This window comes from Pseudomonas sp. FYR_5, from assembly GCF_043106315.1.
In the GTDB taxonomy this organism is placed as follows: domain Bacteria; phylum Pseudomonadota; class Gammaproteobacteria; order Pseudomonadales; family Pseudomonadaceae; genus Aquipseudomonas; species Aquipseudomonas putida_Y.
The window spans coordinates 218,122-231,710 of record NZ_JBICMK010000097.1 but is presented as its reverse complement, the minus strand read 5'-3'; the positions used below and the strand labels follow the sequence as shown (position 1 = coordinate 231,710).

General features: G+C 60.0%; 12 protein-coding genes and 4 pseudogenes. 3 read left to right on the top strand and 13 right to left on the bottom strand.

All coding sequences use genetic code 11. The features are described 5' to 3' along the window. Positions 1–2 precede the first annotated feature (2 nt). Positions 3–152, top strand: a pseudogene (locus ACF8RA_RS19575) (terminase); the annotation flags it as partial. On the opposite strand, the pseudogene ACF8RA_RS19570 reads toward ACF8RA_RS19575, so the two are convergent. After that, positions 140–544 (bottom strand): annotated as a pseudogene (locus ACF8RA_RS19570) (site-specific integrase); the annotation flags it as partial. The pseudogenes ACF8RA_RS19575 and ACF8RA_RS19570 sit on opposite strands and share 13 nt — an antisense overlap. Between ACF8RA_RS19570 and ACF8RA_RS19565 the strand changes: the two are divergent. Beyond that, positions 540–659: pseudogene (locus ACF8RA_RS19565) on the top strand (IS630 family transposase); the annotation flags it as partial. The pseudogenes ACF8RA_RS19570 and ACF8RA_RS19565 overlap by 5 nt on opposite strands. A gap of 53 nt (positions 660–712) precedes the next feature. Here the strand turns inward: ACF8RA_RS19565 and ACF8RA_RS19560 are convergent. From ACF8RA_RS19560 to ACF8RA_RS19540, 5 genes are all read right to left on the bottom strand, one after another. Next, positions 713–2,008, bottom strand: a complete 1,296-nt coding sequence (locus tag ACF8RA_RS19560; protein WP_176684746.1) for an FAD-binding oxidoreductase — start codon at positions 2,006–2,008, stop codon at positions 713–715. 34 nt (positions 2,009–2,042) lie between these two features. Continuing rightward, complete coding sequence (locus ACF8RA_RS19555; protein ID WP_176684745.1) at positions 2,043–2,465, bottom strand: RidA family protein; 423 nt, start codon at positions 2,463–2,465, stop codon at positions 2,043–2,045. Between the two features lie 31 nt (positions 2,466–2,496). Continuing rightward, a complete protein-coding gene (locus ACF8RA_RS19550; RefSeq protein ID WP_176684744.1) occupies positions 2,497–3,636 on the bottom strand; it encodes a tyramine oxidase subunit B in 1,140 nt (379 codons plus the stop codon). 321 nt (positions 3,637–3,957) lie between these two features. Beyond that, positions 3,958–4,305: a hypothetical protein gene (locus ACF8RA_RS19545; protein ID WP_245355193.1), complete on the bottom strand. Its 348-nt coding sequence runs from the start codon at positions 4,303–4,305 to the stop codon at positions 3,958–3,960. A gap of 167 nt (positions 4,306–4,472) precedes the next feature. Continuing rightward, positions 4,473–4,751 carry an MFS transporter gene (locus tag ACF8RA_RS19540; RefSeq protein ID WP_392519446.1) on the bottom strand — a complete coding sequence of 93 codons (279 nt, stop codon included), beginning with the start codon at positions 4,749–4,751 and terminating at the stop codon, positions 4,473–4,475. A gap of 5 nt (positions 4,752–4,756) precedes the next feature. On the opposite strand from ACF8RA_RS19540, the pseudogene ACF8RA_RS19535 reads away from it, so the two are divergent. Further along, positions 4,757–5,565 (top strand): annotated as a pseudogene (locus tag ACF8RA_RS19535) (reverse transcriptase domain-containing protein); the annotation flags it as partial. A gap of 124 nt (positions 5,566–5,689) precedes the next feature. On the opposite strand, the gene ACF8RA_RS19530 reads toward ACF8RA_RS19535, so the two are convergent. The 7 genes from ACF8RA_RS19530 to ACF8RA_RS19500 form a co-directional block, all read right to left on the bottom strand. Beyond that, complete coding sequence (locus tag ACF8RA_RS19530; RefSeq protein WP_392514387.1) at positions 5,690–7,000, bottom strand: hypothetical protein; 1,311 nt, start codon at positions 6,998–7,000, stop codon at positions 5,690–5,692. A 184-nt stretch (positions 7,001–7,184) separates the two neighbouring features. Continuing rightward, positions 7,185–7,625 (bottom strand): heme-binding protein, encoded by a 441-nt coding sequence (locus ACF8RA_RS19525; RefSeq protein ID WP_392488291.1) that lies wholly within the window; start codon positions 7,623–7,625, stop codon positions 7,185–7,187. 11 nt (positions 7,626–7,636) lie between these two features. After that, positions 7,637–9,124 carry an aldehyde dehydrogenase family protein gene (locus tag ACF8RA_RS19520; RefSeq protein WP_392488290.1) on the bottom strand — a complete coding sequence of 496 codons (1,488 nt, stop codon included), beginning with the start codon at positions 9,122–9,124 and terminating at the stop codon, positions 7,637–7,639. Between the two features lie 195 nt (positions 9,125–9,319). Further along, positions 9,320–10,429 (bottom strand): class II histone deacetylase, encoded by a 1,110-nt coding sequence (locus ACF8RA_RS19515; RefSeq protein ID WP_176684740.1) that lies wholly within the window; start codon positions 10,427–10,429, stop codon positions 9,320–9,322. 17 nt (positions 10,430–10,446) lie between these two features. Beyond that, positions 10,447–11,610, bottom strand: coding sequence for a nitrate/nitrite transporter (locus ACF8RA_RS19510; RefSeq protein ID WP_392488289.1), 1,164 nt, complete (start codon positions 11,608–11,610; stop codon positions 10,447–10,449). Positions 11,611–11,629: 19 nt separating this feature from the next. Next, a complete protein-coding gene (locus ACF8RA_RS19505; RefSeq protein ID WP_176684738.1) occupies positions 11,630–12,514 on the bottom strand; it encodes a transporter in 885 nt (294 codons plus the stop codon). Positions 12,515–12,625: 111 nt separating this feature from the next. Further along, a complete protein-coding gene (locus ACF8RA_RS19500; RefSeq protein ID WP_176684737.1) occupies positions 12,626–13,585 on the bottom strand; it encodes a helix-turn-helix transcriptional regulator in 960 nt (319 codons plus the stop codon). Positions 13,586–13,589 lie beyond the last annotated feature (4 nt).

The following is a 13,589-nucleotide window of genomic DNA, read 5'->3' as shown; positions in this document are numbered from 1 at the left end:
CCATGAAGCCCGAGCACCTGAAACTGCTCCGGGATCGGTTTTGGCGGCTGAACAACCTGTACTTCATCACGGATAAGCAGGGCAACAAGGTCCGTTTCCGCAGACGCAGGAACAGATCGATTACTTCCAAGGGATGCACACACACCTCTTGCTCCCGGCAGCCCGTGTTCACCTTGAAGAGTGCCATCGTATGCAGGTGGCCAGGCAGCTCGTTGAAAAGGATCGACTGCTTTTCCCATTACATTGGGTAGGGCTTGCGGCTCGACTTCTTCTCTTCGAGCTTCCTCAGCATGAGCACACTGTCGAGCCATGGCCGGCGGTCATCGTCTCTCCACTTCCGTGCGCATAGGGTCAGCACCCGAACAGCGCGCTCAATTGCGATATTGATCGTCCGATTGCTTACGGCATTTGCAATGGTCTCATCTGGCAGAACCTTTTCTGTCTGCCGATCCCTGATAAAAGGCTCCAGCGCCTGGTCATCGATGTGCGTCAGCGGCAGGTGGCCCAGGTGCGGTTGAAGCTGCTTCATGCACAAGGCGGTCACGACTCACAACGAGCATCCGGCCAAGCCGTACAAATGGAACAAGCCGGCAGAGGCCATGATCAGCTCGGCACACATGGCAAAGCTGAGGTTGATGAAAAATAAGCTAATGAATTAAGCGCTCAGAACACTAGGTTCCTCACACTCTGCAAGAGCGGCTTTTACATCAAATTAGTTAAACCGTTCGAATCGATAGGGGCGTGGGTCAATCAACGGCGTCCGCTGCGCCACCAGGTCCGCCGCCAGTTGCCCGGCAGCTGGCGAGGTGCCAAATCCATGTCCGGAAAACCCGGTCGCCAAGGTCAACCCCGGCAAGCTCGGCACCGCGCCAATCACTGGGTTCGAATCCGGCGTCACATCAATGGTCCCCGCCCAGGCCGAAGCAATCCGCGCTTGCTCGAACACCGGCCAGGCATTTCTCAGATTGCGCAGCGCCTCATTGTTCAGCGCGGTGTTAGCCGCTGGATCCTGCACCCGCACCCGCTCGAACGGGCTGGCGTCTGTCGCCTTCCAACGCCGGGCCAACGCCAGGTCCTTGAAGAAGTACTTGCCCAGGCTGATCTTCAAAAAGTCACGCTGTGCCCGCAACTGTGGCAAGTAGCGTTTACCCAGCAGCAGATGGTCAAAGGTCAGGAAGGCATCGAGCTTGCCCCGCTGGGTAATGATGAAACCCCCATCCTTGTGTTTGCGGAACGAAAAGTCCGGCGCGCCGACGGCAATATCCGTCGGCCCCTCCATGGCCTCGGTCCGCAACACCGAACAGGTCAGCGGCAAGGTCGGCAGGTCAATCTTCAAGTTGCCAAGAAACTTGCGCGACCATAGCCCGCCCGCCAGCAGCACCTGGTCACAGCGAATCTCTCCCTGTTCGGTCACAACGCCACTGACCCGTCCCGCATGAGTCTGCAACGTGCGCACCGCGCAGTGCTCGATAATCTGCGCGCCCTTGGCCATCGCCGCGCGGGCAATGGCGCTGGCGGCCAGGGTCGGCTCGGCGCGGGCATCGGAGGCGGTGTACAGTCCGCCGGCCCAGGTGCTGCTGCCGCCCGGCACAAGACGGGCGATTTCGCCGTTGCTGAGCAAGCGCGAATCCAGCCCCAGGTGCGCTACGCTCTTCAGCCAGCGCTCGTGCATGTCCATCTGCGCGTCATTGCGCCCGATGAACATGATCCCGGCTTGCCGGTAACCCACGTCGCTGCCGACCCGCTGCGGCATCTCGGCCCACAGCCGATCGGCCGCAAGCGCCAGGGGGATGTCGTCGGCGTGGCGGTTGGTCTTGCGTACCCAGCCGAGGTTGCGCGACGACTGTTCGCCGGCGATGCGGCCCTTTTCCAGCACCACCACCGGAATGTTGCGCTCGGCGAGGGTCAGCGCGGCGGTAAGGCCGATGATGCCGCCGCCGATGATCACGACGGTAGTCGCGTCCGGGTGGCGGGGGCAGGTGAAGACGGGATCGATGGCGGGGGACATAGCGTTACTCGGCGGAGAGAAGGGTGGGTGGCGGTTATTGGCCGAGGCGGATCAGCCTGACGTCGGCGCGTGAGGCGCCGCGGTAGGCGGTGACCTCCAACTCGACCTTGTAAACAGTCGAACCCAGCGGTGGACAGGTGACGGTGGTGGCGGGGTCGATGCCGCGGAACTTGGCGCCAATTACTTCCATCACGGCCGGCACGTCTTCTGGTTGCTGGATGAACACCCGGGAGCTGATGACGTCAGCCAGGCTTGCATCGACAGCGGCGAGGGCGGTTTCGATGTTGGCGAACACCTGGTGGGTCTGTTCGATGACGTCGTCGGCGATCAACTGCGTCTGCGGGTTGCGCCCGGCGGTGTTGGAGACGTGGATCCAGTTGTCTACCGCCACCAGGCGGGAGTAGCTGGCCATGTCTTCGAACTTGGAGCCGGTCTTGAGTTTTGTGATTTGGGTCATGGAAATAGCCTTGGCGGTAGGTAAGTGGAGATCAGTTGAGAACGGGCTGTTCCCAAAGGTTGAGCTTGACGCCGATGCCTTGCGCGATAGCGTTGCGGTACACCACGGTGCCCCAGGCGACGTCCTCCACCGGCATGCCGCCGACGGACATTAGGATGATTTCTTCGTCGTTCAGGCGTCCCGGTGCTTCACCGGCGATGATCTTGCCGATGTCCTCGACCTGCTCGGCCTGCAGGGTGCCTTCGGCGATCATGTCCATGAAGCGCACGCCCACCAGCGGCACGTGGTTGTGGGCCGGCTTGGGCAGCTCTTCGAACCAGGCTTCGTAGAGGCCGGTGTTGTCAACCACCTTGCGCACGTCGGCCTGTTCCATGCCCGCGTCGATGCTGCACGGGGCGGGCATGGCGAGGAAGGCGCCGGGCTTGACCCATTCGCGCTTCACCAGCGGATACAGCGACGGGTCGCCGACTTCGCCGGAGCTGCAGTAGCTGACCAGGTCGGACCCACGGACCACCTCTTCCAGGGTCTGCACCACCTGCACATTGGTGATTTGCGGGAAGGTGGCGTTCAACCAGTTGACGAAGGCGTCTAGGTTCTTCTGGCCGCGGCCCTTGATCTTGATGGTGTCGACCTGCGGGCACACGGCCATGAAAGCCGCGACGGTGGTCTTGCCCATCACGCCCGGGCCGGCCAGGCCGATGATCTTGGCATCCTTGCGCGCCAGGTGGCGGGCGCCGACTCCGGGGATCGCACCAGTGCGGTAGGCCGACAGCAGGTTGGCCGACATGTGCGCCAGCGGCGCGCCGGTGTCGGCGTCGTTGAGGGTGAGCATCAGGATCGAGCGCGGCAGGCCTTTTTCTCGGTTGGCGATATTCGAGCCGTACCACTTGGCGCCTGCCGTCTGGAAGCTGCCACCCAGGTACGCCGGCATGGCCATCATGCGCCGGTCGGCGGTGGGCTTGGGCATGCTCGGGAACGGCGAGTGCTCGGGGAAGGTGATCATCGCGCCGTGCGAGTCACTGTTCGGACCGGCCATGCGGTAGTCGCCGTGGTAGAGCAAACCGAACATTTCTTCCATGGTGTCGACGCAGGCGGGCATGTCCGTCACGCCTGCGCGGATCATGTCCTGTTCGGAGAGGTAGATGAAATCGATGCGGGTGTCGAAGGTCATAGCGGGTCTCACTGCACGGACGGTACCTGGGGGGCCGCCGTATTTGGGTTTTATTGTTGTGTTACCCGGCTGGACCGGGCGGACAGGTGATCTCAAGGTTATGGGCAGTTTCGCTAACGACTGGTAGGTCGTCTTGTTTGTGTCTGCCAGAGCAATTGACCCCCTGTGCCAGCTCAGTCGGTTCGTCTTCAATTCAGGTCGTCAGGTGGGGGCGCGCGGCCGTTCGGTACGTATCCATTCGCTTAGGTGGTACACCACGCCAAGCAAGATAATTCCGCTGCAAATCAAGTAGCCCAAGACGTGATTGTTCATTGCACTTCCTCAATGCCCAGCCAATGAATAGCTTGCTGGCACGTCTCGTAGGCTCAAGGTGGTCAACACACAGACCAGCAGTGTGCTCACTGCTAGAAGTGCGGTCCATGCAACCGGGCCGTGATGCAGCACTACCGCAGCCAATGGAGAGGCGCTAGACGACACCGATAGCTGGATGGCGCCGAGCAAGGCGGCGGTCGAGCCCAGGGATTTTTCCTGCGATGACATTGCCAGCGACATCAGCGTCGGTTCTGCTATGCCTAATCCGAACAGAGCTAACGCCATGCCATCGGCTACACCGGGCAATCCCAGGCCTACCATTGCACCAACCAAGGTCAGCAGGGCGCCAGCAACCATGCAACGCACGCCCTAGCGTACTGAGCTTGTTCAAGCCAAGGCGGCCGATCAGTCGGCTGTCAAACATAGCGTCCAGCATCACTGACACGCCGGTGGCACCGAAAAGCAGGCCGAGGACTTGTGCGGTCATGCCAAAGTGCTCTGTACACCAGCGTTACGTCGCCTATTTAGGCGAGCAGGAAGAAAAACACGGCAGCCATCGCCAAGGCTGGGCGTAGGAGAAGTCGGTCAGCGAGGATGGTCAGGTAGGTTCGGCAAGCGCTGCTAAGGCTTAATGTTTCACGCTGGTGGTGTGGCAGGGGCTCCGGCAGGTTTAACAGACTGTTGATCCATACCATTAGTCCCATGCCGGCCAGTATGAGCATCACAGCCCGCCAGCCGAAATACGAGTCGATCATGCCGCCCAAAGCCGGCGCGAGGATCGGAGCTACACATTCAATGGTCATCAGGCGTGGAACTCGATCTGGAGAAGTTTTTCGATCGGGTCAATCACGACATCCTCATGGCCTGCATCGAACGTCGGGTCAAAGACAAGTGCGCACTCAGGCTTATCCGCCGCTACCTTGAAGCCCGGATCATGTCGGGCGCTGTCGTCAGCCCACGGCAGGAGGGGACGCCGCAAGGCGGCCCGCTTTCGCCGTTGCTGTCGAACATCCTGCTCGAGGAACTCGACCGCGAGCTGGAGCGACGGGGCCATCGCTTCGTACGTTATGCCGATGATGCGAACATCTATGTACGCAGTCCTCGGGCTGGCGAACGGGTGCTGGTCAGTGTCGAGCGCTTCCTGAGTCAACGTTTAAAACTGACGGTGAATCGGAAGAAGAGTCGAGTGGCAAGGGCTTGGAAGTGCGACTATCTGGGTTACGGAATGAGCTGGCATCAGCAGCCAAGGCTGCGGGTGGCAACGATGAGCCTAGGCCGCTTACGCGACCGGCTCAGAATGCTGCTGCGTAGTGTACGGGCTCGCAAAGTGGCGACTGTCATCGAGCGAATCAACCCCGTCCTGCGAGGCTGGGCTGGCTACTTCAAGCTCATTCAGAGCAAAGGGCCTCTTGTGGATTTGGACGGCTGGGTCAGGCGCAAACTTCGCTGCGTTATCTGGCGCCAATGGAAGCGGCCCTCCATGAGGGCGCGCACCTGATGCGTCTTGGGCTGGGTCAAGAGCGTGCCTGTAAGTCGGCCTTCAATGGCCGCGGCCCATGGTGGAACTCTGGAGCGCCACATATGAATCAGGCGCTGCCGAAGAAGCTCTGGGATTGACTCGGGCTTGTCTCGATACTGGATATGATCAACCGGCTTAGCCGCATGATCTGAACCGCCGTGTACGGAACCGTACGCACGGTGGTATGAGAGGACGGCGGGTGTGAGCCCGCCTCCTACTCGATCAGAACGGCACCGCCACGGTCAGTTGGCTGTACACATTGGTACCATTGCCGCCAAACTGGTTACCACCGTTATCCTGATCCTTGCGCGGTTTGTACAGACCTACCAGAGGGCTGATGATCAGGTGCTCGTTGACGGCCCACTCCAAGTACAGGTCGAGTTCGCGGGCATCGAGGTTCAAGCTGTCGCGGGTACGCAGCGTATCAAAATCAAAGTAGAGGGCTCCGACTGTGAGGTTTTCCAAGGGGTTGGCTTTCAGGCCAATATGATGAATGCCAGTGTTGCTGTTGAACGGACCGGCATAGTTGGCAGCAACTTCCCCTTGGAACCAGGTGCCGTAACCACTGGACAAGCCGCTGAATAGAGGATCCCATTCGGCAGAGTAGCGGGTGTAGCGGTAGGTCAACTGCGGAGCCCAAGACAAGTCTGTAAAGGTGTAACCCGCCTGCAGGTACCAAGCATTTTCTGGTCCGCCGTGTTTATCCTGCCAAGCATATTCAAAGGCGAAGCTAGCGTTTTCGACGCCAGCGCTACCTTCGCCACGCACGCTGTATACATCCATGCCTTCGCGAGCCTTCTGGAAATCGCTGGCCCACTGGTCGGTGACATCGATGCCGTGAATCCAGTTCAGGCCCAGGGTGCCCAGAGCGTGGGTGTAGTCCAGCGTACCGGCAGCAAGTTCGGTTTCGGCCTGGGCACGGTTGTCGGATTTGAGCCACAACAGGCTGCCGTGCAAACCGTCTTGGCCGCCCAGGCGCAGTATTGCAGTGCGGTCGAAAGCATGGCGCGCTGCCAGGTAGTAGGCGCCCCCCCGATCCAGAGCACCGTCGGCTACACCGTTGCCCAGGTTCGGCCCGTCGTCGTTGATCAGGAAGCCACTGCCCAGGCGGATCACCTGGCGGCCGGCGGAAACATCTACACCATCCTTACCCAGTAGCGGCACCAGGTCGCCCGAGCGCCAGCCCAAATAGGCGTCCTCGATCTTGGTGGTGCGTTCTGAGCCGTCAGTGTAGCCGGCGGCATCACCGTCACCCCACGTCGCGGAACTTACCCAGTTCAATGCTCCATACAAGGTGCCATTGCCAGCGAGGCCCTGGTCGCCACTGAGCCCATACTTGATGAAGCCCTCCCGCCAGGTTGAGCCTCCTGACGTGCCATCATAGTTCTTGCGGCTGTTGAACATACCCCAGACCGCGAGCATGTCAGCATTCAAATGGCTGTCCTCGTCGGCGTACAGTTCGTAAGCCGGCGCGACCTGGCTGGCGAGCAAGGCCGCTAGGGCCAGGCTCGACAGCGTTTGCGGTTTGACCATTGCACTTCCCTCGTTGTCAGTCGCCTTTGACAAGACGCTTTCTTGTACGTGGGCACCCGCATTGGCGGGCGCCGTCGCGGTTGGCTGCGACGGCTTATTAGTGCGTGAGGTGCAGGTCGAGGTCTTGTTTCTGGCTGCCAAGACGCTTGCACGCCTTGGCCACGCACAGATTTACAGCGTTCGATCAGGCTTGCAGAAGGGCTGCAACATGATGGGCGGCGGCCTTGGCGCAGAGTGTGTCGATGGCCTCGCTGGCACCAGACACGCCTATCGCCCCGATGACCTGTCCGGCATGGAGCAAAGGTTCACCGCCACCGAACAGGGCCATCCCTGGTTGCAGCGGTAAACCATTGCGCACCGCCTCGGAGCAGTGCTCCAAGCGTTGCCCCCAGTCAGCTGTGGCAATGCCGAAACTTGCAGCGGTAAGCGCTTTGCGCAGCGCTATGGCATGTGCAGGAAGTGGTGCACCGTCCATATGCGCAGTGTGGATCGGCAGGCCACCACCATCAACGATTGCCAGGCTGACCCTGACCTGCTGCTGAGTGGCTGTGTCGAGCGCCGCCTGTAGCGCCTGCATGGCCAGGGGGAGGGTGAGGGTGAGTTTTTCGCGTAGCCAATGCGACATGTCATGCCCCCTTAATAGCGGATCATGACCGATTTGAGCTCGGTAAAATCGTCGATGAACGCCGAACCAAACTCACGGCCGATGCCGGAAGCCTTTATGCCACCAAACGGTACAGCTGGGTCGAGGAGGGTGTGCATGTTGACCCACAGTGTGCCAGCTTGGATTTCCGGAATAAGGCGCATGGCCTTGCCCAGGTCGTTGGTCCACAGGCTGGCACTGAGTCCGTACGGCGACGCGTTCATCAATTGAAGCAGTTCTTCTTCCGTGTCATAAGGCAGGAAGGTCGCCACCGGGCCAAAAGTTTCCTGATTGAGCAAGGTATCGCTGGCGGACTTGGCAAGAATCACTGTCGGCTCGACGAAGCATCCTGGGCCATCTCCGATGCGCCCACCGTGGATGATCTGGCTACCCTCTGCGCGAGCCGTGGAGAACAGTTCTGCAAGCTTCAGCTGGTGCGGCTTGTTGGCTACCGGGCCGAACTGCGTGGTTTCGTCTAGCGGGGACCCTACCTTCAACTGGCTCAGGCGTTGGGAGAGGGCTTCGAGCAGTGGGTCGATGCGGGAGCGGTGCACATAGAAACGCTCACCGGCGGCACAAATCTGCCCCGAGTGCAGGAAGCCGGCCTCGATAATGCCGTCGACGGCTTTGTCCGGGCCAACGTCTGGCAGGAACGCCACGGCGTTCTTGCCGCCCAGTTCTAGAGTGGCACGGGTGAGCTTCGCGCCCATGGCAGCTTGGCCGACAGCAATGCCCGTAGGTACGGAGCCGGTGAACGATACCTTGTCGGTGCCCGGGTGCTCGATCAGTGCCTTGCCCACATGGCCAGCGCCAGTCAGCACGTTCAACGCACCCGCCGGTAAGCCTGCTTCAGTGGCAAGCTCGGCGATACGCAAAAGCGTCAGGGGCGTGAACTCGCTGGGCTTGATGATGATGCTGCAGCCGGTGGTCAGCGCCGAGGCCAACTTCCAGATGGCGATCATGGTCGCGAAGTTCCATGGCACGATACCGACGACCACGCCGATTGGCTCGCGCAGGGTGTAGGCGCTGTAGCGCTCACCAGCGAACGAAGGCAGAGATGGGGTGATGGTCTGGCCAGTGATCTTGGTCGCCCAGCCAGCGTAGTAACGTAGGAAGTGTGCGGCCTGCTCGACTTCGAATGCGCGCGAAATGCCGATCAGCTTGCCCGATTGCAGGGTTTCCAACTGGGCCAACTCTTCACGATTGGCTTCAAGCAGGTCGGCGAGCTTGAAGAGTACACCAGCACGTGCTGCTGGGCTGGTATGCGACCAATTGGTGAAACCCTGGCGCGCCGAGTCCACTGCACGGTCGACATCGGCTTCGTCGGCGTCGGCGATTTGAGCGATGGTTTGGCCATTGGCTGGGTTGACTACCGCTAAGCGGTTTGAGGACTCGCCGACGACAGTCTGGCCATGAATGTACAGGCCATGATCACGCGCCAGGAAGGCGGTGACTGCAGGCAGCAGGTTGATATCGCTCATGGTGCGCAAACTCCGGGCAGTGTAGAAGGGAATGCTGGAGCCTAGCGTGTTGTCCCGCTCGACATCTTGTCTGAGCCTGTCACCCGCATGACGCTGAGTGCCAGCGTCTTGGGGGGCGTCCGTTTTGGTACGCCGAGCGACGGCGACTGCCTGCGAGATACGTCGCAAACCCAGAGCTTGCGACGTATCTTTGACTCAGGCCAGTTGCAAGGCCAGTGTGTCCAGCAACTCGCGTTGAAACGCGCACGCCTGCGGATTCGGCTGTTGAGCCTGGATAAATTCCAGCATGGGGTCGATTACTCCTGTGCGAACTCCGCTGAGCGCTTCGAGTGTCGCCAGTCCGCAGAAGGGCACATAAGCTTCGGAATACCCGCCTTCATGCACCAGCACCAAACGTCCGCCACACAAACGGTCGGCAAGGTCGCGCATGCGCTGAGTCATGGCCCGGAAGGACTCGCTGTGCAGCAACATCCGCGCCAGCGGGTCAACGGCATTGGCATCGTACCCACATGCAACGACGATCAGCTCTGGCTCGAAGCGTTCGATGGCAGGGATGATCAGCTTATCCATCGCATGCAGGTAGGCATCATCACCGCTTCCCGGCAGCAGTGGGACATTGAGATTGGTGCCCCATCCATCGCCTTGACCCCGGTCGGTTTCGCCACTGTACCCCGCCGGAAAGCAGCCCTGCTGGTGCAGAGATATGGTCAGTACATCGCCACGTTGCTCGTAGATCGATTGGGTACCGTTGCCATGGTGCACATCCCAATCCAGCACTACCACTCGACCCAGCCCGTATCGGGCTTTTGCAGCTTCGATCGCTACAGGAATATTGGCAAGGAAGCAGAAGCCCATGGCTTGGTCGGCCAGGCAATGATGTCCTGGAGGTCGTGATAGAGAATAGGCATTGCTGGCTTCACCCAGAAGCACGCACTCGACGGCAGCGATGGCTAGACCAGCTGAGAGCTTGGCGATCTCGTAGCTGCCTGGACCGATGGGCGCATGAGGTCCCAGGGTGCCTCCGCCCGCATCGCTCAGTGCCTTGAACTGCTCGAGATACCGTTCCGTATGTACTCGCAGCAGGTCTTCCTCGCTAGCGGGCGCTGCGCTTCTAACGTCCAGTTGACGAGTCAGCCCGCTGACATCCATGAGATTCTTCAGACGGCGCTTGGTCTCGGGAGACTCGGCATGCCCTGCAGCAGCAGGTGGCTGCACCCAGCCCCCGACCGGGATGGTAAGTGCGTGTAGTCCAGCACTATGCCAGAGGCTCAATTCGTCGAAAAAGAATGCAGTCTTTTGAGTCATAAGATCTCCATTGAGCATTAAAGTGGGGTAGGGGTGCGGCAGGCCATGGCGAGCAGCAGGGATATCAACGTCAGGAAGGCGGCCCCAAGTAGGGTGGACTGATATCCCCCACTGTTTTGTATAAGGTGCCCAGCGACCGCCGGCCCGGTCGCCAGGCCGGCGCCGATCACCAGGTTGGAGAGATTCATCAGGCGGCCCGAAGGATCGAGTTCAGCTATGCTGGCGAGGACCATCGGAAGGACGAAGGTCCAGGTGAATTTGAAGGTCAGCGCGGCGAGCGCGAACCGTTGCGGCTCAGGCTGACCTTGCAGGAGCAACACGGCAAGGATCATCAGGCCATATCCCCCCAGTAAGGAGAGCGTCCGCGGCAGTCGGTCACCAACCCACGACGCCAAGCCTGCCCCTAGAATTCCCATTACAGTGGCTATGGCCAGAATCCGGCCGCTATCGTAGGCACTGATCGAGGCAGACTCGGCCAGTGAGCCTATGAACGTCCAGACACCGCTCAGGCTCAGATAGAAGGTGAAGATGGCTGCCATCCCAAGCAGTGCCTTGCCAGTACGAAGCTGTCGAATATTGCCAAGGGCACTTTGCAACAGGTGTCCGGGGAATGCGCATGTCATTGGCAGAAGCAAGAGCATCAGCGCTGCCAGAATCAGATAGCACGCCCCCAGTCCGTACACGGTGAACAAGCCTGGCAGGACCTGCAGGCCAATGGCGCCCAGCACCAGTTGCCCCAGCACCCACAGCGCATAGATCCGGCTGGAGTTGGGCAGTGATGCTGCGCAGCTCATGCAGAGGATCATTAGTGAGCCGCCCCCTAGAGCTGTCATGCCCCGCAGGATGATCAATGGCGCGTAGCGCTCGGCTTGAGCGGATAGCAGGTTGCCGATGATAAATAGCAAGGCCGAAACCAAGGCAGCGTGGCGCAGATTGACACGCTTGAGCCAAAAGGCTGCAGGGATCGTCGCAAGGCTCATGGCACCAAGCTCGACCATGAACAAGTTGCCGATCTGCGAGGGCGTCAATCCCCATTGACTGGCTAGCTGAGCTGCCAAGATCGGCGCAGTCATCAGGACGGATGGCACAACGGCGGCAAACAGGACAATAGCACTCAAAAGCCTCCATCGCGGGACTATGCGCAAAGGAGAGGTAGCTGGTGTTTCCATCGGCTGGGTCATTGACGGAGCTCCGAAAGGGTCAGAAGACATGGACAAGGCGTAACAGCGTCTGGCTGCCGTGGTAGCTGTTATCGCTGTCCACATCCTGGGTGAAAGCGACCAGCGCCTGATTCTGCCGATCAAGCCAATGCCCAACCTCAAGCCCCACCTGGGTCACGCGCTTATGGGTGTTGTCGATGCGTTGGCCGTTGATACGTAATTCACCACCGTCGGCGTGGATCAGCCGCAGCGCGCCGTAGGTCTTCTGGCTGAAGTCATATGAGGCGAACGCCTGTAGGCGATAGAGAGGGTCTTGTTCGAGATCGCTGCCGAAGTAGTCATCGTTCTTGCCATACACTTGGGCTTCCAGGTTCGCCTCTAGCACCCATCTGTCACCCACGCCTTGGGTATGGTTGAGGATGAAATGTCCCGCCCAGCGATTTGCTCCGGGCGATACGTCAGGGTTGTGGCTGTGGTATTCGCCCACAGGCAAGGTGATGAGGCTGAGGAGGCCGGTGTAAGTTCGGGTGGCCGGCTCATTCACTAGAAACAGCGTGCCACCGACCTGCGGATCGCCGATCCCGCTTTCCTCACTACTCTGCGAGGCGCCTGGCAAGCGAGCGTCAATGTCTACCAGTGGCACGATGAACTGTGGCGTGCACAAAGTTCCGCACACATCGGTGAAGACCAGTTGGCGCCAAGCGAAGGCGTTTACCTGGAGGTTTGCTTTGCCATTGCTATCTGCCGCCCCGTGGTACTCGCTGTTGCGAGTCATTGGCATGTAGAACACGCCTAGCGTGGTGCCAACCGGGGCGCTGAAGAAATCCCTGGCGTTAAGGTCAGCAGCCTTGCACGCGCCGCTTGTCAGACCAGTTATCAGTGTGAGCTGGAGAGCGCCGGCCAGCCAATTCGTATGCTTGTTCATTACGCATTCTCTTGTGATTATTGGATCGAACTTCCCGGCAGATTTCAGGCACGAACGTGCCTGGGCCGCTCAAGACGAGCAGCAAAAAAGGGGGCGGAGGATTAGCGATTGTCAGCCAGAGTTATTGCGCAACAGTTGCCCGATACGGGCCTTGTCCTTGACGCCGAGCTTGCTGTAGATGGAGCGAATATGGTGGCGCACGGTGTTTGGGGCTAGTCCTAGGTCACGGGCGACCTCCTTGTATGTCCTGCCTTCACCGAAGCTTGAGGCGACCTCATGCTCGCGTGGGCTGAGCGTTTCCAGCGGGTTCTGCTGCCGCCCTGCGATCAGGAAAAGGTCACCGGCATTTGAGATGCTTAGGTGTATTCGGTCGATGGCGGTTTCACCAGTCTCAATGGCAATAGGCAGACTAGGTCCGCTCCACTTTGGCCAACCTTGCAGCAGTAGCGCGATGAAGCCAGGTTCGGCGCAATGCAGCGTACCGTGGCGGTCACACACGGCTAGTGCAAGGTTCTGAGGGTTGCTCAGGGTTTCGCGGGCAGCAATCAACGTTCGGATGCGGTTGGCCGCGACAGCTGCGGACAAGTGAGGCATGAGGGTTTCCAGGAGCAGACCGTCCTGCGGACTGAACGATGCAGAGTCCGGGCTGCGATACAACGTCAGATGCTCGGAAAGCCGAGTTATCGGATCGCTCACGATGATGCACATCAGTTGGCCGATGTGGTGCTTGGCTCCGAGCCAGGTCAGGCCAGGTGTAGTGCCCATGTCGATGACCACAGCGTGGCCAGGGTGGCTGTGCACACTCTCGATGGTGACGTCGTCGTGGCTGATTGATTGCCAGTCCAGGAGATACTGAACTGGAAGCTTGAAAAGCTGCGTACTGCGTTCCACCGGCACCCCGTTGATCAAAGCGGCCAGCCCCCACCATGCCTTGTCGAACGTAATGAGTTCACTTAGACGTTCAATCATCAGGCTATGGAAGTGCTCAATGCTCTGGCTCTGTGCCAAGCGCTGGATGTCTAGCACGGTGCTACTGAAAGCACTCAGTGTTTGGGCGAGGCGATCGCTCATACGG